The following is a 19,856-nucleotide window of genomic DNA, read 5'->3' as shown; positions in this document are numbered from 1 at the left end:
TGTCTCGATCCCCAAGATGGGGCGCACTGTAGGGCGGGCAAGGGCAGCCAGGGCCCGGCGCTTGCGGAGTCGCAGCTTTTGATACCCGGGGGGGCGTTTGGCGGCGCCGAGTAGCGTGGAGGCGCGGCTCTTGGAATTTCTCGTGCCGGCACCAAGTGTTGAATCAGCGCAAGCAAGGCGGTGAGCACCCGCATCTGAGCAGTTTGCCGCGGCCCTGCGCACAAGTTGCCGGGCCGCAACAAAAGCTCTGCTAAGGTGGGGTTGTGGCGCAGCGCCTGGAAGTGGCCCCAACGATGGGGTCGGTCGATGGATTCACTTGAAAAGGAAAGTACGCATCATGCAAGTTCTTCTTCATTCCGACACACATATCGCAGCCACCCAATCGACCAGCGAGCATTTGACGGCCGTCGCCAAGGATGCACTGGATCGCTTTGGCGACCGCATCACCCGCGTGGAAGCGCACCTGTCCGATGTGAAGGGCCACGCCAAGTCCGCCGATGACGAGGTGCTGTGCACGCTGGAGGCGCGCTTGAAGGGGCTGGAACCCATCATCGTCAAAGAACAAGCAGGCAATATCCACCAAGCCATTGATGGCGCCATGCGCAAGCTCAAACGGTCCATCGCCGGCACGCTCGAAAAGCAAGACCCACGCGGCCAAGCCCTGCCGGTCAATCTGGACGTCGAGCCCAGCGCTTGAAGGTGCTTGAAGGCGGTGTGCCAGCCGATGTCCCAAGCCCGATCGACCTGCGGCATATGCCGGACGCGCGGGACTGGGCGTCCACGGCACTGAGCAAGCGCCCCGGCCGGCCGGAGTTTTTTGCCAGCTTTGAGCGCGCGCTGCGCCAAGGTACGCCGGCCCGGCGCCGTCGGGTACTGGAGTTAGGCTCCGGGCCCGGTTTTTTGGCCCAGCATCTGCTGCAGGCCTTGCCAGAACTGGACTATGTGGCCTTGGATTTTTCGCCGGCCATGCATAGCTTGGCGCGCGAGCGCCTCGGCGACTTGAGCCAGCGCGTGCAATTCATCGAACGCAGCTTCAAAGACCCAGACTGGGCCCAAGGTCTGGGTAGTTTTGATCATGTGCTGACCCACCAGGCGGTGCACGAATTGCGCCACAAGCGCTACGCGCCGGCGCTGCACCGCCAGGTCATGGCCCTGCTGAAGCCGGGTGGCGACTATCTGGTCTGCGATCACTGGGCCGGTGCAGGCGGCATGTCTAACGATCAGCTTTATATGACCGTGGAGGAGCAAGTTGCGGCGCTGCGCGAGGCCGGCTTTGGCATCGTTGAGCCGGTGCTGATCAAGGGCGGCTTGGCCCTGCACCGGGCCGGGTTGGCTTGAACACCCCATGAACAGCAGCGCCAGCCAATGGTCCGACGACGACGCCACGCTGCTGCAGCACTTGACGGCCTTGGAGTGCCAATTGCACCAACCGGCCATGCGCACCGATGCCGATGTCTTGGCGCAGCTGCTGCATCCGCAGTTTCGGGAGTTCGGTCGCTCGGGGCGAAGCTACACGCGGGAGAGCATGCTGGCTCTGCTGATGGCCGAAGATACGACCGACCCGACCTTGGTGCACGCCCAAGACTTTGAATTGCAGCGCCTCGGCGACGAGGCGGCGCTGCTGACCTATCGCTCGGCCCATCGGCAGCCTGACGGGCGCTTGAGCGGCCCGACCCATCGATCCTCGGTCTGGCGCAAGACGCCCAAGGGTTGGCAGATGATCTTTCATCAGGGCACGCCTACCAGTGACTTCTGGCCCAGCCGCTAGCCCTTAGCCCAGCGTCACCCTGCCCCATGGAACCCAGGCCTCCCAGCGCCACGCCCGAGCGGGCACGCTTGCCTGCCGGCATTTGGGTGTTGGGCTTCGTCAGTCTCTTGATGGATGTCTCGTCCGAGATGATCCACAGCCTGTTGCCGCTCTTCATGGTCGGGTCGCTGGGCGCCTCGGCTTTCACCGTCGGTTTGATCGAGGGCGCCGCCGAGGCCACGGCCCTGATCGTCAAGATTTTCTCCGGCGCGCTGAGCGACTACCTGGGGCGACGCAAGGGCCTGGCGCTGCTGGGCTATGGACTGGGCGTGGCCAGCAAGCCGATCTTTGCTGTCGCCAGCAGCAGCGGCTGGATCTTGTTTGCACGCCTGAGTGACCGGCTCGGCAAGGGCATTCGCGGTGCCCCGCGTGATGCGCTGGTGGCCGACCTGGCGCCACCGGCGCTGCGAGGCGCGGCCTTCGGTCTGCGCCAATCGCTGGACTCGATCGGCGCGGTGCTGGGCCCCTTGCTCGGCGTGGGGCTGATGCTGTGTTGGGCGAACGACTTCCGGGCGGTGTTCTGGGTGGCGGTGATCCCTGGGCTGATGGCGCTGGCCTTGCTGGCCTTTGGCGTGCATGAGCCCAAATCCGAACGCGCCGAGAAGCGCAGCAACCCGATCAGCCGCGCCAATTTGCGGCAGTTGTCGGCGGCCTATTGGGCCGTGGTCGGCTTGGGCGGCCTGTTCACGCTGGCCCGCTTCAGCGAGGCCTTTTTGGTGCTGCGGGCGCAGCAAAGCGGCTTGAGCCTGGCGATGATTCCACTGGTGATGGTGGCCATGAATCTGGTCTATTCGGCCAGTGCCTACCCTTTTGGAAGATTGGCCGATCGCCTATCGCACAAACAACTGCTGGCGGCCGGCCTGCTGGTGCTGCTGTGCGCCGACCTGCTGCTGGCCAGCAGCCCCCATATTGCCGCCTTGTTCGGCGGTGTGTTGCTGTGGGGCCTGCACATGGGGCTGACCCAGGGGCTGCTGGCCACGATGGTGGCCGACACCGCGCCGCCGCAGTTGCGCGGCACCGCATACGGCGTCTTCAACCTGGTTTGCGGCGTGGCCATGCTGTTGGCCAGCGTCTGCGCCGGGGCCTTGTGGGACGCTTTCGGCGCCGCCTCGACCTTTCTGGCAGGCGCGGCCTTTTGCCTGCTGAGCCTGGCCGCGCTGACGCGGCTGCACCCGACGCGCCCCGTCTGAACGGGCCAAACGCCCGGCTTTGGCGTCACACAAAAGAAACAAAACCGGCACATGATGAGTTTGCTGCACCGCAGCAAATCAAGTATCTTTGCTGAATCGAGGCCCAGGCCTCGCACCGAAAGACGCCCATGTTCCCGTTCAATCTGCCCCACCCCACGGGGTCCGCTGTCTCTTCGTTCTTCCCGGTGGCCGGGCCGGCCTTGCCCGCCGCGACGCTGGGCCAGCAGGCGCTGGACTACTGGCTCGACGCGGCGCAGCGCTCGGTGCTGTTCTGGGATGTGCTGCGCGAGCGGGGCAATGTCTACGCCCAGCATGCCCAATCGGGCAAGCCGCCGGTGCTGGTGTTCGAGTTTGAGACCGTGCTGGATGCGCGCGAGTTTGAATTGCCGGCCAACTACGCGCTGGTGCGCATCAAGCCGCCGGCCGGCCAAGCGACCGATGCCCACAAACGCGCCTTTGTGGTGATCGACCCGCGCGCCGGCCACGGCCCCGGCATCGGCGGCTTCAAACCCGACAGCGAGATTGGCATTGCGCTGGCCGCCGGCCACCCCTGCTATTTCTTCACCTTCTTCCCCGAGCCGATGCCGGGCCAAACCATCGAGGCGGTGGCCCGCGCCGAGGTGAAGTTCTTGGAGAAGGTCAATGACTTGCACCCGCAGGCCGAAGGCCGGCCCTTTGTGATCGGCAATTGCCAGGGCGGCTGGGCCTTGATGCTGATTGCCGCCGCCCAGCCCGAGTCGGTCGGCCCGATTCTGCTGGCCGGCGCGCCGGTGTCTTACTGGGCCGGCGTGGAGGGCAAGAACCCGATGCGCTACTCGGGCGGCCTGCTGGGCGGCTCTTGGCTGGCCTCGCTGACCGGCGACCTGGGCAATGGCAAGTTTGACGGCGCCCATCTGGTCAGCAACTTCGAGAACCTCAACCCCTCCAACACCTACTGGAGCAAGCTCTACAACTTGTACGCCAAGGTCGACACCGAGCGTGAGCGCTTTCTTGAGTTTGAACGCTGGTGGGGCGGCCATTACCTGATGAACAAGGCCGAGATGGACTGGATCGTGCAGAACCTGTTCGTCGGCAACAAGCTCGCGCGCGGCGGCGTGCACACCGCCGATGGCAGCGTGCAGATCGACCTGCGCAATATCCGCTCGCCCATCGTCGTGTTCGCATCCTGGGGCGACAACATCACCCCGCCGCAACAGGCCTTGAACTGGGTGGCCGATCTGTACGACAACGCCGACGAGATCCGCGCCAATGAGCAGACCATCGTCTACTGCCTGCACGAGAGCGTCGGCCATCTGGGCATCTTTGTCTCGGCCGGCGTGGCCAAGAAAGAGACCACCGAGATCGCCGGTGCGCTCGACCTGATCGACCTGCTGCCGCCCGGCCTGTACGAGATGGTGATCGAGGACACCCACCCCGAGATGAGCCATCTGGAGTTGACCGACGGACGCTACCTGTCGAGCTTCAAACCACGCGAGGTGGCCGACATCCTGGCGCTGGACGACGGCCGCGAGGACGAGCAGGACTTTGAGGTGGCGCGCCGCGTTGCCGAAATCAACCAGGCCAATTACGACAAGTTCCTCTCACCGCTGGTGAAGGCGGTAGCCAACGAACCGGCCGCGCAATTGGCGCGCGTCTTCAACCCGGCGCGCATGGAACGCTGGCTGGTGTCGGACGCCAACCCGGCCCTGTGGCCGATCAGGAGCGTGGCGGACCGGGTGCGCGAAAAGCGCCGCACCGTGGCCGAAGACAACCCCTTTGTCCAGGCCGAAAAGGCCGCCTCCGAATGGATCGTGCAAAGCCTGGACCAGTACCGCGATGCACGTGACGCCGCCCAAGAGCGGCTCTTCATGAGCTTGTACCGCTCGCCCTGGCTGAAGGCCGCCGTGGGCTTGCGCGACACCGACCCCGCCGGCCCAAACGCAGCGAACGAGCAAAAGACCGGCTGGGAGCATGAGGAGCTGCTGCGCCTGAAGCGCGCCCAGGCCGAGGCCTGCATCGAGCAGGGCAGCCCGCTGGACGCCGGCATGCGCATGCTGATTCACATCGCCTCCGATGGCGAGGGCGTGGACGAGCGGCCCTTCCGCATGATCCAACACATGCTGAAGGAAGCGCATGCCGCCGGCCAAAGCCAATTGACGCTGGCCGACCTGAAGCAAAGCGCCAAGACGCAACACCTGGCCCTGCTGCTGGATCGGCCGCGCGCCTTGGCCGCCTTGCCCAAGCTGCTGCCCGATGCCGGGTCGCGCAGGGCCGCGTTTGATCTGGTGAAGCGGATCGCCCGCGCTCAAGGCCCTTTGAGTGAGCAAAGAGCCGAACGCTTGTGCGAGATCGCCGCCGTGTTGGGCCTGCAGGTGATGGCCGAATCGTCCGATTTCGCCGATTCGGCCGACGCGCCCGCCGACACAGCGTCGCAAACGCAGGCCAAGCCCAGCCCCAAACGCAGCAGCAGCCGCAGCTCCAGCAAGCCCGCTCGCTGAACCGAACCGAGACCCACGCCATGAACACAAGCCCGAAGAAACGCGAGAAGTACGAGCGCCTGGTAGCGGCGGTGAAGGAGCTGCCGCCGGCGCTGACCGCCGTGGCCCACCCCTGCGATGCCGCCTCTCTGGCCGGCGCCTTGGACGCGGCCCAATTGGGCATCATCACGCCGATCTTTGTCGGCCCACGCGACCGCATCTTGGCCGCGGCCGCCGAGGCCGACCTGGACATCTCGGCCTATGAGATCGTCGACGCCCCCTTCAGCCACGCCGCAGCCGAAGCCGCCGTGGCCCTGGTGCGCGCCGGCCGCGCCGAGTTGCTGATGAAGGGCAGCTTGCACACCGACGAGCTGATGGCCGCCGTGGTCAAGCGCGACACCGGCCTGCGCACCGAGCGGCGCCTGAGCCACTGCTTCATCATGGACGTGCCGCACCACGCCAGCGCCCTGTTCATCACCGATGCGGCCATCAACATCTTGCCGACATTGGAAGACAAGGTCGACATCGTGCAGAACGCCATCGGCCTGGCGCATGCCTTGGGCATCCCCTGCCCCAAGGTGGCGATTCTGTCGGCGATGGAAACGGTCAACCCCAAAGTGCCTTCGACGCTGGAAGCGGCGGCCCTGTGCAAGATGGCCGATCGCGGCCAGATCACCGGCGGCGTGTTGGACGGCCCGCTGGCCCTGGACAACGCCATCAGCCCCGAGGCGGCCGCGATTAAAAAGATCGGCGGACCAGTAGCCGGCCAAGCCGACATCTTGGTGGTGCCCGATCTGGAAGCCGGCAATATGCTGGCCAAGAGCCTGTCCTTCCTGGCCGAGGCCGATGCGGCCGGCATCGTGCTGGGCGCGCGCGTGCCCATCATCCTGACCAGCCGCGCCGATTCGGTCATCACCCGCATGGCCTCTTGCGCGGTGGCGGTGCTGCTGGCCCACCACCGCAAGGCCCTCCTGGCCGGCAGCGACGCATGAACACCCAGGCCGACCTGTTTGCCGCCGGCGCCAGCCATGAGGCGCTGCTGGTGCTCAATGCGGGCTCATCGAGCCTGAAGTTCAGCGTCTATCGGGTCGCGGCGCCCGAGGCCCGGCCGGGCGCCACGCCGCTGCAGCTGCTGGTGAGCGGCGTGCTGGAGGAGCTGAGCCACGCGGCGCACTTCCATGTCAAAAACAGCCAGGGTCAGGTTTTGGAGGAACGGGCTTGGCCCGAACCGAATGCGGAGCGCGGCTGCGGCCCGCTCGGGCACAGCGGCGCAATCGACTTCTTGACCCAGTGGCTGCGCGAGCACAACGGTGGCGGCCTGCGCCTGATCGGCGTCGGCCACCGGGTGGTGCATGGCGGCATCAAGCATGCCAAGCCGGAGTTGATCACCCCCGGCTTGCTGCGCGAGTTACAGGCGCTGAGCCCGCTGGCGCCACTGCACCAGCCGCACAACCTCTTGCCAATCGACCTGATCGCGCAGCGCCTGCCCGGCCTGCCGCAGGTGGCCTGCTTCGACACCGCCTTCCATCGCCACGCACCGGAGCTCTCGCAAGCCTTTGCACTGCCCCAGGCCATCACCGAGCGCGGCGTGCGCCGCTATGGCTTCCATGGCCTGAGCTACGAGTACATTGCCCGCGCGCTGCCGGCCTTTGACGCCCACGCCGCCGCCGGCAAAACGGTGGTGCTGCACCTGGGCAACGGCGCCAGCATGTGCGCGATTGAAGCGGGCAAGAGTGTCGCCAGCTCGATGGGCTTCACCGCCGTGGATGGCCTGATGATGGGCACCCGCTGCGGCAACCTGGACCCCGGCGTGGTGCTCTACCTGATGGACGAGCTGAAGATGGACGCCCGCGCCATCGAACGGCTGCTCTACAAAGAGTCGGGCCTACTCGGTGTCTCCGGCATCTCCAGCGATATGCGCGCCTTGAGCGAGAGCGAAGACCCGCGCGCCCAAGCCGCCATCGAGTTGTTCGTCTACCGTATCAGCCGCGAGTTAGGTTCGCTGGCCGCTGCCATGGGTGGGCTCGATGCCATCGTCTTCACCGCCGGCATTGGCGAGCACAGCGTCAAGGTCCGCGAGGCCATCTGCAAGAACGCCGCCTGGCTCGGCGTGGAACTGGACTGCCTGGCCAACGCCAGCGGCGGCCCACTGATCAGTCGCCTGGGCAGCCGCTGCGCCGCCTGGGTCATTCCCACCAATGAAGAGCTGATGATTGCAAGCCACACCTTGGGCTTGCTCACTCGCCAACAGGAGTTCGCATGAGCATGATCGACAAGGCCGTGGGCCAACCCTTGATTGGCAAAAAGGCGCTGGTCGTCGGCGTGGCCAACGAAGCCTCCATCGCCTGGGGCTGCGCCAAGGCCTTCTACGAGCTGGGCGCCGAAGTCGCCCTCACCTACTTGAACGACAAGGCCAAGCCGCATGTGGAGCCGCTGGCGAAAAGCATCGAAGCCAGCCTGCTGCTGCCCTTGGACGTGAGCCAAGCCGGCCAGCTGGAGGCGGTGTTTGAGCAGATCACCCGGCGCTGGGGCAGCCTGGACATGCTGGTGCACTCGATCGCCTTCGCCCCCAAGGACGATTTGCAAGGCGGCCTCTTGAACTGCTCTGCCGAAGGTTTTGGCAAGGCCATGGATGTGTCTTGCCACTCCTTCATCCGCATGGCCCGTCTGGCCGTGCCGTTGATGGCTGAGGGCGGCTCGATGTTCGCCATGAGCTACTACGGCGCCAACAAGGTCGTGCCCAATTACAACGTGATGGGCCCGGTGAAGGCCGCGTTGGAAGCCAGCTGCCGCTACCTGGCCTATGAGCTGGGCCACCAAGGCATCCGCGTGCACGCCATCTCGCCCGGCCCGCTGAAGACCCGCGCCGCCTCCGGCCTGAAAGACTTCGACGCCCTGCTGCATGAAACCGAGGCCCGCGCGCCGCTGGGCCAGTTGGTCGACATCATGGACGTGGGCTACACCTGCGCCTATATGGCCACGCCCTTTGCGCGCCACCTGTCCGGCAACACGGTTTATGTGGACGGCGGGGCCAACATCATGGGCTGAGGCCAAAAGGCTGAAGGGCTTCAGCGGCTCTTCTGGACGGAAACAGCTGCCGCACCCGCTTGCCAGGTCTCAAGCGCCAACAAAGCCCGGCGCGAGGACGCTTGACCGGGCTCATCCTTGCGTTCTTCACGGATCGCCAGCGCGTTTGAAAAACACGCGCGCGCCTCGACCAGCCGTCCCTGTTCCGCGAGGCTGCGGCCCCAGTGGTGCGAGGCCAGCGCCTCCAGCCGACGCCAGCCGTTCTGCTTGGCCAATTCAATCGCTTGGATGAAGAAGGCTTCGGCCTGATCGCGGCGCCCGCTGTATTGCAGCGCGGTGGCATAGGCGTTCCAGAACCAGCCCGCCGGCTCATCAGCAACATGGCGCTCAGCTTGTGGCCGCTGCTGCTCGAGCAGATCCACGGCTTCTAGCTCCATGCGCGCGGAGGTGAGCAGGCTACCCAGATCGGCCGCAGCATCCACGATAGCCAACGAATCGCCCCCCTGCAGCGCTACCGCCAGCTTGAGCCGCATCTCGGCAATATCACGCTGCATGGCCACGGGGTCGGCAGCACTGAAACGGAGGAACTCGGCGACTTTGTTGGGCATGAATCTGTTGAGCTTGGGGGATTGATCTTGAAGACGCAGGGTCGCGCGCGATCAAGCCATGTCTTGCTGTGCGCTCTATCAATCAAGCATTCAGTCGAGATAAGTCCAGCTGTCCGCGCCATCAAAGCGGCGCACCGGCACCGTCTGCACCCACTCCGGATCAAAGTTATTCAGGTTGACCCCATGTCTGGCACCGGCTTGCCCATCCAGCGGCTCCCAATGCGTGACCACGCCGCAGGCTTTGCAGCGAATGGTGCGCAGCGTTTTATCGCCTTGAATGTAGTCGACCGTGTGCTCCGGGTGCCCTTCAATCACGACGGTGCCCAATGCGTAATACGCCCACTGCGCACCCAGCCTGCGGCAAATGGAGCAGTTGCAGCGCAAGCTCGTTTCGGGCCGTGACGGCAGCGTCAAGCGAACGGCGCCGCAGTGGCAGGAGCCCTGAAGCGATGGGGCGGAAGCCGATGGCAATACTTGTTCTTCGCTCATGAACGATAGGCTCCTAGGTGATGCTGTACCTTGTAAGCACGCCCGCCAGTGTGGCACCGGGGCTCTGCGCGCAAGTGCGGGGCTTCAAAAAAGACGGGGCTCACTGACCGCTGGCCGCGGAGGTGCGCTGAGCATAATGCTCCGCCTTGGCGGTATCGCCCGCCTTGCGGTACAGCGCCTCCAGTTCCTGAAACACAAAGGGGTCTGGCTTGCCCACCGCCTCTGCGGCCCTTTCAAGCGCTAGCTGCATCTGCAGTGCTTCTTCATCTCGACCCAGGTAGCGCAGCGTCCGCGCCACCATCCAGCGCGCGGCATGCGTCGCCTCCGCATTGCTGCCGCGTTCTCGAATCAACAGCGCCTGCTGGAACTGCGCCAAGGCCTCTTCATAGCGGCCCAGTTGATGCAAGGCATAGCCCACATTGTTTCGGATCGAAGCCTCCCAGCGCTGGGCCTGCGGCTGCGTAGAAGACACCGCCAGCGCCAAAGCCGCCTCGCCCCATTTCAGCTGATCGGCGGGCGCGGTGTCGATGAAGGCAAACATATGAATCGCATCAATCGCCAGGCCATCGAGTTGGGCCGCCCGCGCCAGGTCCAGCGCGCGCTGAATCTCTTGCCGGGCCTTGGCTTTGGCGTCTGCCGTCAGCAGCGCTGCCGGATGCGCCGCCGAGGCAAAGCTCCGCCCCAGCTCCAGATGGAAACGCACCTGGGCTTCGGGGCCCACCGAGGCCAAGCCCGGTTCCAAGTCGCGCAAAAGCTTGCGCGCCCCGTCAAAGTCTTTTCTTAGGCCGTAGGTTCTGGCGATCTGGGTGCGCAGAATGAAGGCATCGTCCCCGGTGGCTGTCTCAAGTGCCGCTCGGAAACGCTGCTCACTCAGCTCAGGCCGAGAGAAGTCCCACAAGGGGGCGAGGTCGATGGCTTGGGCCTGCGGGGCCGCAAGGCCGGTCAGCAGGGTGGCGAGAATCAAATAGCGCATGACCCCAATTTAAGGCCTGGCCCCCTCTGCGGGCAAGACATCGTCTTGGGTGAATGTGGACTAACTTCTTTCTCAGACGGCCTGGGGCGCTTGCGCGCGACGCTCCAGATAGGCCACATCGGGCCCATAACTGCCCAGCTTGTCCGACAGTGAGGCCGCCAGTGGCGAGGGCTGGAAACCCCAGCGCCCCCAAAAGTCGGAGGAGTTCTGCACCGCGATCAGGCAGGCGCGGTCCAGGCCGCTGGCTTCCAAGCGCTCCAAGAATCGCTGCACCAAGGCCTGCGCGAGCCCACGGCCCCGCGCTTGCGGATCAACCGACAGATCGTGCAGATACAGGCAGTCGGGTTGCGCGGGCAGGCTGCAGTCCGGCGCATCCAGCAGCGGCGGGGACTCGGCATGCCAAGGCAGGGCGAACAGATAGGCCGCCAAGGGGCTGGCCGGCTCGACGCTCGCCGTTGCCACCCAGCAGTGCGCTGGCGCGGCCCGCAGCTTGGCCGCCAGCGAAGCCTCGGACTCGGGCTCCAGCTCGGTAAAGCAAGCGGCTTGGATGCGCAGCACTTCGGCCAGATCGGCGGGCTGCATGGGGCGGATCAATCGGGACAAAGACACAAGAACCAGCAGGAACAAAGAAAGACTCAAACAGACCCAAGGCGCTCTCACGCGGCCCTGGCCTGAGCGGGGACGATATTGTCCCAGACCGCGCTGGGCCGCCCCAGGTGCACCAAAACACTTGGTGCGCCCGACTGAATCAGCCCTCTTTAAAATCGCGCTCCATCATGCAATGCCACCCACTCGAACTCCTGGCTCCGGCCCGTGATGCCGACATCGGCATCGAAGCGATCAACCATGGCGCCGACGCCGTCTACATCGGCGGCCCCGGTTTCGGCGCGCGCGACAAGGCGCCCAACAGCGTGGCCGATATCGCGCGCCTGTGCGCCCATGCCCACCGCTTCGGCGCGCGCATCTTCGTGACCATGAATACCATCTTGCGCGACGACGAGCTGGACGGTGCGCGCCAGCAGGCCTGGCAGCTGTACGAAGCCGGCGTGGATGCGCTGATCGTGCAAGACATGGGCCTGCTGCAGCTGGACCTGCCGCCGCTGCAGTTGCACGCCAGCACGCAGACCGACATCCGCACGCCCGAGAAGGCGCGTTTTCTGCAAGACGTGGGCTTCTCGCAAATGGTGCTGGCACGCGAGCTGGACCTGGGCCAGATCCGCGCCATCCGCGCCCAGGTGCAAGAGGCCACGCTGGAGTTCTTCATCCACGGCGCGCTCTGCGTGGCCTACAGCGGCCAGTGCTTCATCAGCCATGCCCACAGCGGCCGCAGCGCCAACCGCGGCAACTGCTCGCAAGAGTGCCGCCTGCCCTACACCGTGACCGATGCGCAGGGCCGCGTGATCGCGCATGACAAGCATGTGCTCAGCCTGAAGGACAACGACCAGAGCGCCAACCTGGAGCTGCTCGCCGATGCCGGCATCCGCAGCTTCAAGATCGAGGGCCGCTACAAAGACATGGCCACGGTCAAGAACGTCACCGCGCACTATCGCCTGCTGCTGGACGGCCTGATGGCGCGCCGCAGCGACTACCGGCGCAGCAGCAGCGGGCGCTGCAAGTTCAGCTTCACGCCGCAGCCCGAGCAGGGCTTCAACCGCGGCGGCACCGACTACTTCGTCAACGGCCGCAAGATCGACATCGGCGCTTTTGACAGCCCCAAGCACGCCGGCCTGCCGGTCGGCCATGTGGTGGCCGTGGCCGAGCAGCATTTCGATGTGGACACCGGCGACGCCACCCTGGCGCTCAACAACGGCGACGCCCTCACCTGGTGGGACCGCCAGGGCGAGCTGCAAGGCGTGCCCATCAACACGGTCGAGCCCCTGGGCGGCACCCGTTGGCGCGTGACGCCCAATCTGCACGGCAACCAAGCCGCGCAAAGCGTGGCCGATCTCAAAGACCTGCGCCGCGATCTGGCCCTGAGCCGCAACCGCGACATGGCCTGGGAGCGCCTGCTCGCCAAGCCCTCGGCCGAGCGCCGCATCGCCGTGGACCTGAGCCTGGCCCAGACCTGGGTGGACGGCCAACCCGGCTTCGAGCTCAGCCTCAAAGACGAAGACGGCCACCGCGGCGTGGCCCGCGTCCAGCATGCCCACGAGCCCGCGCGCGATGCCAAGCAGGCCGACGCCACGCTCAAAGACCAGCTGAGCAAGCTGGGCACCACCATCTTCGAAGCCCGGCGCGTGCGCCTGGCCTGGCGCGAGAGCTGTTTCCTGCCCGCCTCTTTGGTCAATCAGCTGCGCCGCGAGGCCGTCAGCGCGCTCGAAGAAGCCCGCGCCGCTGCGTTGGAGCGCCTGCCCCGCGCCACGCCGGTGGAGCCGCCCGTGCCCTACCCCGAAGACACGCTCAGCTACCTGGCCAATGTCTACAACGGCCAGGCCGCCGCCTTCTACGCCAAGCATGGCGTCAAGCTCGTCGGCGCGGCCTACGAGAGCCACGAGGAACTGGGCGAAGTCAGCCTCATGATCACCAAGCACTGTGTGCGCTGGAGCCTGAGCTTGTGCCCCAAGCAGGCCAAAGGCGTGACCGGCGTGCAAGGCACGGTACGCGCCGAGCCCCTGGTGCTGCAGCATGGCGAAGACCGTTTAACCCTGCGCTTCGACTGCAAGCCCTGCGAGATGCATGTGGTCGGCGCCATGCGCAAGAACGTGCTCAAGCAGCTGAAGGCGGAACCGGTGACTTTTTATCGGACACGGCCGGCGGCGCGGGCCTGAGCTCGTCGGAGAGGCGCTGAGCCGGTGCATCGCCAGGCCCCGCTAGCAGGAGGCTTCGGCCCTGACGACGGCGCTAGGGCCGGGGACGGCTGACCGGGTCGACGAAACCAGCGGCGAGCGCCGATACCGCACGCAAATTGCCAGCGCGAAACTCGTCTGCTTCGGCAGCAGCCAATGCGCGGTTCTCAAAGCTGTGATCGCCGCCAACAATGGCCACGCGCAATGCCTTTTGCCCGCCAGCAGCCAAGGCATAGAGAGCGACGGGATCACACAGAGGGTCCGCGTCGCCCGCGATCCACAAGGACGGGCGACGCTCAGCCTCCAGGCCAGGATAGTTCTCTCGGCCTTCCGGCCTTGGCGTGGTTTCACCCTTGGGCACACGGCTGCAGAGGGGCGTCAGCAGCAAGGCGCTTCGCAGTTTCTGATCAGCCACAAAAGCGCGCCACGCCACGACAGAGCCCAGCGACTTGCCGCCGACCGTGATGTTCTGTGGGTCCACGCGCGGATGCGCCCGTGCTGCCGCCACAACGGCCTGCAAATCCTGCAGTTCAAGCGATAGATCTGGCGACGGCTGGCCTTTGGGTTCCGCAGTGAAGTAAGTCCAGTTGAAGCGGAACACCGCGACACCGCGCTCGCTGAGCGCTCGGGCCGTTGCCTCCATGGCCGGCAAGCTCATGTGATAACCCTGACCCGGCGCAAGCACAAGAGCGGGCACTTTCGCATTGCCCGCAGGGAGATCCACCCTGGCTGAGATCTGCGTGCCGTCCGTGCGGTGTGCGACCGTGGCTTGAGCCAGCGCGCCACTTGCTCCAGAAAGCAACAGGGCCGCACACATGAGCAGGATTTGGGGATGCATATAAAGCTGCGGAGTTGCTTGCGAATGTCGGACAGAAGCTCAGATCTTGAATCTCGCGACTGTAGGTGCTTTGACCCCCAGGTTCATGACGATCTGCCCCCGGCCTTTAGGGCATTCACAGCCATGAACGTCTGCGACTAGAGCTTGGGTCTTGAACGTAAAGTCGCGAGACTCGTACGAGTCGAAGAAAACTCGGATAGATTCAGATCCCTCGATGGGTCAGTTTTCAGGCCCCCAAACGCAGGATCAGCGGAGAGAGAATTTTTGAACTACCGAAGGAAGTGCTGCTCAATTTTCTGGGCAGCTTTAAGCACCGTCCTGTTGACCTCCAGCATCACCGCATGCACCAGCGACAAGGTTGGTCATCGCGTCTCCAAGGTCTATCTCGGCCTCGGGCTGTCATCGATTCCAGACCCGAAAGTCAAAGAAGCAGCCACTGACGCAGCGTCCGCGGTTGAATGGACCTTGCTGCAATTGGTGAACTCCTCGCTCTCAGCCGAGGAGGTATCTGCAAAACTCAAATGGGACTCTGCTGAGCCGCTATTGCTTCCGCCAGAGAATTGGAACGCTGCCGACATGAAAGCTCGCTCTTCCCTGAAGCGTTATTGCTTTGTTTTCTGGAAGGGAGATGATTGGCAGCACGAAGGTGACTTCTTGTCCTTCACTGCGGAGTACCGCGAAATCGCTCGTAACTCGCCCGCGGTTCGTGAACGCCAGACCTACCGCAAGACCGCACAAGGGTGGAGGCTTGTGCGACAGCAGCGCCTTGAGAACTAAAGCGCTATGGGTATCACGGGCTCAGGTGTTGCGACTCCCGCCAGTTTCAGCGCTCCCAAGCAGACCCCAGGGTTCCCCTCATAAGCTCAGTTATCTTCCTCATATCGCCGCCTTTGACTTGGCCGCACAATGCGGCACCGCCATTTTTTGAAGTTCAGCCTCACCCGGGCTGAACCGATACCGGAACGATGCTCCATATGAAGAAACCGAACCGCACTGCTTTCGCCATTGCCTCCCTGAGCCTGGCTGCCGCTTTTGCTATGGGCCTGCCGCATGCGGCTGTTGCAGCCAGCGCCACGGCCAGCGTGGCTTGGCAGGCGGCCAGCGCCGATGCGGACATCGAAAAAGCTTTTGCCCAGGCCAAGGCCGAGAAGAAGCCGGTGCTGCTGTACTGGGGCGCCAAATGGTGCCCGCCTTGCAACCAGTTGAAGGCCACGCTGTTCAACCGCCAGGACTTCATCGAGCAGACCCAGGCCATCGTGCCGGTGCATATCGACGGTGACTCGCCAGGCGCGCAAAAGCTGGGCACCCGCTTCAAGGTGCGCGGCTACCCGACGATGATTTTGTTCAGCGCCGATGGCCGCGAGATCACCCGCCTGCCGGGCGAGATCGATGCGCCTCAAGTCATCAAGGTGCTGCAGCTGGGCTTGGCCGGTGGCCGCCCGGTGGGCGATGTCTTGGCCGACGCCAAGGCCGGCAAAAAGCTGAGCGCCAATGAATGGCGTTTGCTGGGCTTCTATTCCTGGGAAACCGGCGAATCGCAGCTGGTGCCTGCCGCCGAGCTGCCCGCCCTGCTCTCGCAGCTGGCCGGCGCTTCGCAAGGCGTGGATGCCGAAACCACCACCCGCTTGTGGCTGAAGGCCGTGGCCGCCAACAACGAAGGCAAGGGCGGCTTGAAGGTCGATGCCAAGCTGAACGAGCTGGTGCACCAGGTGCTGGCCAACCCGGCTGAAGCGCGGGCGCAGATGGACGTGCTGACGAATGGCGCTGGCGATATCGTCAAGACGCTAACGCCCGAAGCCGGCGCAGCGCGCAGCAAGTTGATCGCCGAGTTTGAAGTGGCGCTGAAGCGCTTGGAAAGCGACGCCAGCCTGTCGCGCGCTGACCGTTTGGGGGCTCTGGGCGCCCGCCTTGATCTGGCACGTTTGGATGTGGCCAAGACCGAACTGGCGCCGAAGCTGAACCCAGCCCTGGTCAAAGAAGTGAAGGACGCCGCCGCCAAGGCTGACCGCGAGATCACCGATGGCTACGAGCGCCAGGCCGTCATCAGCTCGGCGGCCTATCTGCTGGGCCAAGCCGGTCAGTGGAAGGACAGCGACGATCTGCTGAAGAGCAGCCTGGCCAAGAGCCACTCGCCCTACTACCTGATGAGCCAGCTGGGCGGCAACGCCAAGAAGCAAGGCCGCAAGGACGAGGCTCTGCGCTGGTATGAAGACAGCTTCAACAAGAGCGAAGGCCCGGCCACGCGCTTGCAATGGGGCTCGGGCTATGTGGCCGCGCTGACCGAGCTGGCGCCGCAAGACGCCGCCCGTATCGAGAAGACCGCCGCCCAGCTCTTCAACGAAGCCGCGCAAGACAAGGGCAGCTTCTACGAGCGCAGCGCCCGTTCGCTGCAACGCGTAGGCAGCTCGCTGCAGAAGTGGAATGCCGATGGCAAGCATGACGCCTCCATCGCTCGCCTGAAGACCCAGCTGGACGGCATCTGCAGCAAGGTGGACACCGCCGACAAGCAGCGCGCCACCTGCGAGGGCTTGCTGAAGGCGCCGGGTAAGAAGGCCTAATCCTTAGGCTGAACGGCTGAACGGCTGAGCTGGCCTCAGCCTCGTACTTCAACCCAAGGCGCCCAACAAGGTCTCCACCGACTCCTGGCTCAGGTCTGGCGCACGCCAGGCCTGCAGCCAGGCGGCCAGCTGCTCTTGCGGCATCGGCTTGGCGATGAAGTAACCCTGCCCCTCATCGCAACCCAGCTCGGCCAGCATCTTCCAGGCCTTGCCGGTTTCCACGCCCTCGGCCACCACGCTGAGGCCCATATTGTGGGCAAGCTCGATGGTGGAGCGCACGATCTTGGCGTCGCCCACATCGCTCTCCATGGCCAGCACAAAGCTCTTGTCGATCTTCAGCTCATCGACCGGCAGGCCCTTCAAATAGGCCAGCGAAGAGTAGCCGGTGCCGAAGTCGTCGATCGACAGCTTGAAGCCCATGGCGTGCAGCTCATTGAGCGTGTCGAGCGCGCGCTGCGGATCGTCCATGATGGCGCTCTCGGTGATCTCCAGGCACAGCGCCTCGGTTGGCGCTTGATGCTCGGCCAGCAAGGCGGCAATCTTGGCTGGCAGGTCGATGTCCATCAAATCGCGGGTCGACAGGTTGACGCTGATGCGCAGGGCCAGCTCTTGCTGCCGCAGCTCGGCCCAGGCCCGCACCGACTCGGCCATGACCCAGCGGCTCAGCTCACGAATGAAACCTGTCTGCTCAGCAAAGGGAATGAACTGCATCGGCGGCACCAGACCGCGCTCGGGGTGCTGCCAGCGCACCAAGGCCTCGGCGCTGATGACGCGGCCGCTTTGCAGATCCACCTTGGGCTGCAGATACAGGCGCAGCTGGCCGCCCTCCACCGCGCGGCGCAAGTCACCCAGCAAAGACAGCGACTCCTGGCTGCCCACATCGAGCTGCGCGGTGTAGACCACGCAGCCGCTTTGCCGCTTCTTGGCGGCATACATGGCCAGCGCGGCACGGCTCAGCAGCTGCTTGCCCTCTTGCCCATGCTGAGGCGCCAAGACGATGCCGATGCTGGCACTGAGGTCCACCATCTGGTCCTGCAAGGACACGGCGGTTTCAAAGTCTTTGCGGATCTGCTCGGCCGCGGCCCGCGCCGCCGCTTCATCGGCCTGGGTGAGCAGCAGCACAAACTCGTCGCCGCCTAAGCGCGCCAAGGTGTGCGAGCGGTCCACAAACAGCCGCTGCAAACGCGCGGCCACCGCGCACAAGAGTTGGTCACCAAAGTCGTGGCCTTGCACATCATTGACATGCTTGAAACGGTCCAGGCCCAGCAGCAAGACGGCCAACGGCTGCGCCTCGCCGCGCAAGCGCTGTTGCAGCCCTTCGCTGAAGCCAGAGCGGTTCGGCAAGCCGGTCAAGGCGTCGGTAAAGGCCAGTTTGTTCAGCCGCGCATCGCGGGCCTGAATGCCTTGGCGCATGGCCTCAAAAGCGGCAGCCAGATCGCCCACCTCATCGCCCGAGGCGCGCTGCACCGGCGTCTGATAGTCGCCCCGGCCAAGTTGCTCGGCGGCGCGCGCGAGGTCTTTCACCGGCCCGCTGATGCGCCGCGCCATCAGCACCGAGCCGAGCGCGAACACGGCCACGCCGATCAGAGTCAAGGCCAGCAGGGTCAGTTGCAATTCGCGGTAAGGCGCCACCGCTTCGTCAAAGGAGCGCAGCAGCAGCACGCCCAGGCGCTGCTGCGCGCCCTGCACCGGGTCCAGCAAGGGGGCCAGAAAGCCGCGCATGTTTTCATCACCGGCGGCGGCGGCAAACAAGGCGCTTTCGGCCGGAATCTGCGCCACCAATGTTTCCGCCGCTTCAGCGGGCAACAGGCTCAGCAGGCGCACCCAATGTCCAGGCATGCCAGCCTGGTCCTGCCGCACCACCACCGCCTGCAGGTCCGAAAGCTGCTGCAAGTCCTTCAGCACGGCGCTTTCCAGCGCGAAGCCCATCAAAATCCAACCGACTTGGGCCGGCGTCTTCACCGGCGCCCAGGCCAGTTGATAGACCTGGCCGCCCAGCAGCGCCAACCGGGCGGTCTCGGCTGCGGGCTTGGCCCCAGGCTTGAGCTCGGTCTGCAACTGCGAAATCAAGGCTGCATCGTCGCGCGTGGCGGCCACCAGTTTCAGATCATTGTCAAAGTAAGCCACCAAGCTGGCGCCGATGCGCTCACCCTGGTTGGCCAGCGCGTCTTTGATGGTTTCCACCGTGCCCTGCTCGGCCAGCGGCAGGCCCACCGCGTCGATAAAGCCATAGTCCTTGGCCAGCAGTTCGGCGGCGTCGTGCAGCTTGTCGGCGCGCTGTGTCAGCAGACGGCGGAAGATGCGCTCGCCGGTTTGTAGCTCCTTGGCAATGGAGGCATCGGCATTGCGCGCAATGCTGGAACGAATCAAGCCAAAGCTGGCGAACTGCACCACCAGCAGCAAGGCCAGGAACAAGGCAACGATGCGGCCCTCAAGCCGGCGCAGGTTCAGGTAGTCAGGCATCTTCGCGCTCGGTCATTCATTCAGTCGGGCAATACCAGCTTGCTCGCTGCGCCGCTGGCCTGGGCCTCTTGGCCCACGGTCAAAGGCTGCGGCAAGGCCTGCAAGCTGGGTGTCTTGAGGCTGGCATGCCAGGCCTTGACGCGGTGCTCGCCCGCAGGCAGATCGAACTTGACCTGGCCATTGGCGTCGGTCACGGCGAACACCGGGGTGTCCACCACCACGATATGGGCGCTCATGCGGTCATGGATATTGCAGCCCAGCGTGGCCACGCCGGGCTTGTCAAACACGATCGGCTCGGCCGGCGTGCCCGAATACAGCTTCAGGTCGATGACCTTGATCGGCGAGAAGGAATAGACATGGTGGCGCACCACATCAAAGTTAGGAAACGACACCGCCGTGCCGGTTTGCACCACCAAGACCGGTGGCTGAAACTGCCGCTCGCGTTGGCCCATCTCGGCCTTGGCGGCGTTGGTCTTGCTGCTGCGCCCGAGCACTTCCACCGCCACGGCGGCACCGGCCAGTGGTTTGCCGGCGGCGTTGTTGAGTTGAATCGTCCAGGGCAAGGCCTGTAGGGCTGAACTGCCCAGCGCGCCGAGCATCCACAAACTGCCTCGTAGCAGGCGCCGAATTGAGGTCTTCATCGTCTTCTGATCCAGCAGGC

18 protein-coding genes are annotated in these 19,856 nt (G+C 64.9%); 11 read left to right on the top strand and 7 right to left on the bottom strand.

The window, feature by feature from the left end:
• Positions 1-337: 337 nt before the first annotated feature.
• From WG899_RS03710 to fabI, 8 genes are all read left to right on the top strand, one after another.
• Positions 338-697, top strand: a complete 360-nt coding sequence (locus WG899_RS03710) for an HPF/RaiA family ribosome-associated protein (protein WP_339594275.1) — start codon at positions 338-340, stop codon at positions 695-697.
• Positions 698-699: 2 nt separating this feature from the next.
• On the top strand, positions 700-1,338 hold the full coding sequence (locus tag WG899_RS03705) for a class I SAM-dependent methyltransferase (protein ID WP_339594712.1): 639 nt from the start codon (positions 700-702) through the stop codon (positions 1,336-1,338).
• Between the two features lie 7 nt (positions 1,339-1,345).
• Entirely contained in the window at positions 1,346-1,768 is a 423-nt protein-coding gene (locus WG899_RS03700) for a nuclear transport factor 2 family protein (protein ID WP_339594274.1), read from the top strand.
• 26 nt (positions 1,769-1,794) lie between these two features.
• Positions 1,795-2,997 (top strand): MFS transporter, encoded by a 1,203-nt coding sequence (locus tag WG899_RS03695; RefSeq protein WP_339594273.1) that lies wholly within the window; start codon positions 1,795-1,797, stop codon positions 2,995-2,997.
• A 128-nt stretch (positions 2,998-3,125) separates the two neighbouring features.
• A complete protein-coding gene (locus WG899_RS03690) occupies positions 3,126-5,474 on the top strand; it encodes a DUF3141 domain-containing protein (RefSeq protein WP_339594272.1) in 2,349 nt (782 codons plus the stop codon).
• Positions 5,475-5,494: 20 nt separating this feature from the next.
• Positions 5,495-6,445: a phosphate acetyltransferase gene (locus WG899_RS03685; protein ID WP_339594271.1), complete on the top strand. Its 951-nt coding sequence runs from the start codon at positions 5,495-5,497 to the stop codon at positions 6,443-6,445.
• Positions 6,442-7,716: an acetate/propionate family kinase gene (locus WG899_RS03680; RefSeq protein ID WP_339594270.1), complete on the top strand. Its 1,275-nt coding sequence runs from the start codon at positions 6,442-6,444 to the stop codon at positions 7,714-7,716. The genes WG899_RS03685 and WG899_RS03680 overlap by 4 nt, the downstream gene beginning before the upstream one ends.
• 2 nt (positions 7,717-7,718) lie before the next feature.
• On the top strand, positions 7,719-8,501 hold the full coding sequence (fabI, locus tag WG899_RS03675; RefSeq protein ID WP_339594711.1) for an enoyl-ACP reductase FabI: 783 nt from the start codon (positions 7,719-7,721) through the stop codon (positions 8,499-8,501).
• A gap of 20 nt (positions 8,502-8,521) precedes the next feature.
• Here fabI and WG899_RS03670 read toward each other — a convergent pair whose 3' ends face one another.
• The 4 genes from WG899_RS03670 to WG899_RS03655 all read right to left on the bottom strand — a co-directional run bounded on the left by WG899_RS03670 (position 8,522) and on the right by WG899_RS03655 (position 11,132).
• Positions 8,522-9,088, bottom strand: a complete 567-nt coding sequence (locus WG899_RS03670; RefSeq protein ID WP_339594269.1) for a tetratricopeptide repeat protein — start codon at positions 9,086-9,088, stop codon at positions 8,522-8,524.
• Between the two features lie 90 nt (positions 9,089-9,178).
• Positions 9,179-9,577, bottom strand: coding sequence for a GFA family protein (locus tag WG899_RS03665; protein ID WP_339594268.1), 399 nt, complete (start codon positions 9,575-9,577; stop codon positions 9,179-9,181).
• 100 nt (positions 9,578-9,677) lie between these two features.
• Positions 9,678-10,550, bottom strand: a complete 873-nt coding sequence (locus WG899_RS03660) for a tetratricopeptide repeat protein (protein ID WP_339594267.1) — start codon at positions 10,548-10,550, stop codon at positions 9,678-9,680.
• A gap of 72 nt (positions 10,551-10,622) precedes the next feature.
• Positions 10,623-11,132, bottom strand: coding sequence for a GNAT family N-acetyltransferase (locus WG899_RS03655; protein WP_339594266.1), 510 nt, complete (start codon positions 11,130-11,132; stop codon positions 10,623-10,625).
• 194 nt (positions 11,133-11,326) lie between these two features.
• Between WG899_RS03655 and WG899_RS03650 the strand changes: the two genes are divergently transcribed.
• Positions 11,327-13,318, top strand: a complete 1,992-nt coding sequence (locus WG899_RS03650; RefSeq protein ID WP_339594265.1) for a peptidase U32 family protein — start codon at positions 11,327-11,329, stop codon at positions 13,316-13,318.
• A gap of 73 nt (positions 13,319-13,391) precedes the next feature.
• Here the strand turns inward: WG899_RS03650 and WG899_RS03645 are convergent, their stop codons facing one another.
• Positions 13,392-14,153 carry an alpha/beta family hydrolase gene (locus WG899_RS03645; RefSeq protein ID WP_339594710.1) on the bottom strand — a complete coding sequence of 254 codons (762 nt, stop codon included), beginning with the start codon at positions 14,151-14,153 and terminating at the stop codon, positions 13,392-13,394.
• A 342-nt stretch (positions 14,154-14,495) separates the two neighbouring features.
• Here WG899_RS03645 and WG899_RS03640 point away from each other — a divergent pair, with 342 nt between their 5' ends.
• Both WG899_RS03640 and WG899_RS03635 read left to right on the top strand, forming a co-directional pair.
• Positions 14,496-14,951, top strand: coding sequence for a hypothetical protein (locus WG899_RS03640; RefSeq protein ID WP_339594264.1), 456 nt, complete (start codon positions 14,496-14,498; stop codon positions 14,949-14,951).
• A gap of 197 nt (positions 14,952-15,148) precedes the next feature.
• Positions 15,149-16,732, top strand: coding sequence for a thioredoxin family protein (locus WG899_RS03635; protein ID WP_339594263.1), 1,584 nt, complete (start codon positions 15,149-15,151; stop codon positions 16,730-16,732).
• A 48-nt stretch (positions 16,733-16,780) separates the two neighbouring features.
• Here WG899_RS03635 and WG899_RS03630 read toward each other — a convergent pair whose 3' ends face one another.
• Together WG899_RS03630 and WG899_RS03625 are read right to left on the bottom strand one after the other, a co-directional pair.
• Positions 16,781-19,195 (bottom strand): bifunctional diguanylate cyclase/phosphodiesterase, encoded by a 2,415-nt coding sequence (locus WG899_RS03630; RefSeq protein WP_339594262.1) that lies wholly within the window; start codon positions 19,193-19,195, stop codon positions 16,781-16,783.
• A 20-nt stretch (positions 19,196-19,215) separates the two neighbouring features.
• Positions 19,216-19,836 (bottom strand): methylamine utilization protein, encoded by a 621-nt coding sequence (locus WG899_RS03625; protein ID WP_339594261.1) that lies wholly within the window; start codon positions 19,834-19,836, stop codon positions 19,216-19,218.
• Between the last annotated feature and the right edge of the window lie 20 nt (positions 19,837-19,856).

The organism is Paucibacter hankyongi (assembly GCF_037482915.1).
In the GTDB taxonomy this organism is placed as follows: domain Bacteria; phylum Pseudomonadota; class Gammaproteobacteria; order Burkholderiales; family Burkholderiaceae_C; genus Paucibacter_A; species Paucibacter_A hankyongi.
Note: the sequence above shows the minus strand (reverse complement) of the source record. Positions and strands in the feature narration are given on the sequence as shown.